General features: G+C 43.5%; 4 protein-coding genes. All 4 read left to right on the top strand.

Annotation, left to right across the window (positions count from 1 at the left end; genetic code table 11):
• A partial coding sequence (locus FL972_RS19645) for a hypothetical protein (protein WP_250161336.1) occupies positions 1-909 on the top strand: 909 nt, incomplete at its 5' end.
• 50 nt (positions 910-959) lie between these two features.
• Positions 960-1,808, top strand: a complete 849-nt coding sequence (locus FL972_RS19285) for an RHS repeat domain-containing protein (protein WP_222116056.1) — start codon at positions 960-962, stop codon at positions 1,806-1,808.
• A gap of 3 nt (positions 1,809-1,811) precedes the next feature.
• On the top strand, positions 1,812-2,246 hold the full coding sequence (locus tag FL972_RS19280; protein WP_144607604.1) for a hypothetical protein: 435 nt from the start codon (positions 1,812-1,814) through the stop codon (positions 2,244-2,246).
• A gap of 85 nt (positions 2,247-2,331) precedes the next feature.
• Complete coding sequence (locus FL972_RS19640) at positions 2,332-3,180, top strand: hypothetical protein (RefSeq protein ID WP_250161398.1); 849 nt, start codon at positions 2,332-2,334, stop codon at positions 3,178-3,180.
• Positions 3,181-3,271 lie beyond the last annotated feature (91 nt).

Here is a 3,271-nt window from a genome sequence, read left to right as displayed (position 1 = left end):
GTCCGGCAGGTAAATGTAGAAGGGGCCACTACCACTACGTTGGATTATTTGGGGGAATTTGTGTTTGAAAAAATCAATTCGGGAGCCAATACGCTGTCCTATATCATGCATGAGGAAGGACGCGCTGCCTTTGAGAACTCAGCCTTCCAATACGAATTCTTCGTCAAAGATCATTTGGGAAATGTACGTCAGGTAGTCCGTGCACCACAGTCCACGCTTAGAATGGCAACCATGGAGCCTGAAAAGGCCGAAGAGGAGGAGGAGCTGTTTGACAATATCAAGGAATCTCGCCAAGGCGCAAGTGAGCATAACAAGACCCCCGGAGGCTATGCGACAGCGTGGCTCAATGCGGATCGTGGAAGAATACTTGGTCCTTCCCGAAGTCAGGAAGTGCAGCAGGGAGACAGTGTGGAAGTCGGGGTTTTTGGGAAATATATGGATCCACGAAAAACGCGCCTCCATCCGGTGTCCTTTATTCAAACAGGGGCCAATACCAAGATGATCCAACAACTGACTGAATTCGGGCAAAACCTCCGAGCCACCGGTCCCAATGAACTGGCCATAGCAAATGTCATCGCTCTGGTGATTACAGAACTTCAGCAAAAACCCGCCCCCGAGGCATATTTAGGATATGCGCTTTATGATGCAGACAGTAATCTGTATGAACAAGGAAAGGTCATCTTATCCAAAAAAGCCCGAAACAAACACGAGGAACTGATTCAAAAGCTGGCGATCAAGAAGGATGGCTATATCGAGACCTACCTAGTCAATGAAACGGCTGAAAATGTTTGGTTTGACCAGTTCCGGATCATGAGCACGGGTCCACTGATCGTGCAAGAGACTCATTATGATCCTTGGGGAGTGGATCTCTCGGGACTAGGTTACCAATATGGTGAGGACCGAGCGTGAATAATCAGTCCTGTGGACTGATTTAGCGAGGGGCCAGTTTGCAGGGCTGGGTGAATCCTTATCTTTATAATGGCAAAGAGCTGACAAGCGGATTAGGCGTGATCATGTACGATTACGGGGCTAGATTCTATATTCCTGCGATTGGGAGATGGTTTGTGCATGATCCGCTGGCTGAAAAGGCTAGAAGACATAGTCCGTATAACTATGCCCTAAATAACCCGATGCGCTTTATAGACCCGGATGGAATGGAGGCGTATTCGGTGATGGGGGGTATAACAGTTGATGGGTATTTAGCTCCTGAAGATGTAAATATGCCAGTATCCCCAAATGGAGGAGGAAAAGAAATCCAACGTAAAAACGCAGAACGAGCCAAACAACAACAGGAATCAAGAAACAGAGTAAATAATGAAATTCGGCAGAGGGCTGGATTAAAGGTTAATAGTAATTTAGCTACTTTCCAAGATCAAACTAGACCAGATTTACTTGGGTACGGGAATTTTTACAGGAATCAAATGGGCACCGAAGCGGGGAAAGATATGTTTGAACGCTATTGGTTAGGAAAGGGTGATATGACCCTAACCCAATCCCAATTTGAGGAAATTGCAAGTCTTGCAAAAGCAAAAGGTGCTGATAAAATAGAAGGTAAAAAAATAGAATTAAATGGGAAGGAGGTTATTGCTAAAGTAATATCCTTCTATGGAACCGTACATGCTAACTCTCTTGGAAGTTCAACGTTGTATTATGATTTAAATAATAATCCTGTAGGGTTCTATGACGTATTTGATTTTGATCCAAAACCATGGGGAGTTAGGTCATATGAAGCAGAAATCAAAACAAGATTAGTCAATCTGGATGGTCAGATGGTTGGCGCTAAACCTTTTAAGATAAAATTTCCTTGATTTATGAAAAAATACAATATTATATTTTTTGGGATTCTCATAGTGGTACTTGCTATGTATATTTTCTTTTATGATAGTTTGCCCCCTAGAACTCCTAAAAAAGTAGCTAGATTAATTAGTGGCTTGGATGTGCCTAGTGATTCTCGTGTTGTAAAGTATGAAGAACAATGGAATGATTTCAATGGAAATGGGTATTCATTAATTATTCTAAGTTTGGAAAAAGAACCTTTCAATAAAATTTACAATCGAGCTAAATCACTAAATTTTCAAGAGTTGCCAATTAAAGAAGTTCTTTATGGCCCTATTAATTCCTTATTACCGGAAAAATCAGATGGTGTTTATGAAATTCAATTCTCCGATAAAGAAAATATGTCCTATTCAATTTCTCTTTTAAATAAAGCAGATAATACATTGTTGATATATGTAGCTTCTAATTAAAAATAATCCCTTTTATCACTTAAATGTCCGGCAGGTAAATGTAGAAGGGGCCACTACCACTACGTTGGATTATTTGGGGGAATTTGTGTTTGAAAAAATCAATTCGGGAGCCAATACGCTGTCCTATATCATGCATGAGGAAGGACGCGCTGCCTTTGAGAACTCAGCCTTCCAATACGAATTCTTCGTCAAAGATCATTTGGGAAATGTACGTCAGGTAGTCCGTGCACCACAGTCCACGCTTAGAATGGCAACCATGGAGCCTGAAAAGGCCGAAGAGGAGGAGGAGCTGTTTGACAATATCAAGGAATCTCGCCAAGGCGCAAGTGAGCATAACAAGACCCCCGGAGGCTATGCGACAGCGTGGCTCAATGCGGATCGTGGAAGAATACTTGGTCCTTCCCGAAGTCAGGAAGTGCAGCAGGGAGACAGTGTGGAAGTCGGGGTTTTTGGGAAATATATGGATCCACGAAAAACGCGCCTCCATCCGGTGTCCTTTATTCAAACAGGGGCCAATACCAAGATGATCCAACAACTGACTGAATTCGGGCAAAACCTCCGAGCCACCGGTCCCAATGAACTGGCCATAGCAAATGTCATCGCTCTGGTGATTACAGAACTTCAGCAAAAACCCGCCCCCGAGGCATATTTAGGATATGCGCTTTATGATGCAGACAGTAATCTGTATGAACAAGGAAAGGTCATCTTATCCAAAAAAGCCCGAAACAAACACGAGGAACTGATTCAAAAGCTGGCGATCAAGAAGGATGGCTATATCGAGACCTACCTAGTCAATGAAACGGCTGAAAATGTTTGGTTTGACCAGTTCCGGATCATGAGCACGGGTCCACTGATCGTGCAAGAGACTCATTATGATCCTTGGGGAGTGGATCTCTCGGGACTAGGTTACCAATATGGTGAGGACCGAGCGTGAATAATCAGTCCTGTGGACTGATTTAGCGAGGGGCCAGTTTGCAGGGCTGGGTGAATCCTTATCTTTATAATGGCAAAGAGCTGACAAGCGG

The sequence above is a fragment of the Algoriphagus algorifonticola genome (genome assembly GCF_007655305.1).
Classification (GTDB): Bacteria; Bacteroidota; Bacteroidia; order Cytophagales; family Cyclobacteriaceae; genus Algoriphagus; species Algoriphagus algorifonticola.
Note: the sequence above shows the minus strand (reverse complement) of the source record. Positions and strands in the feature narration are given on the sequence as shown.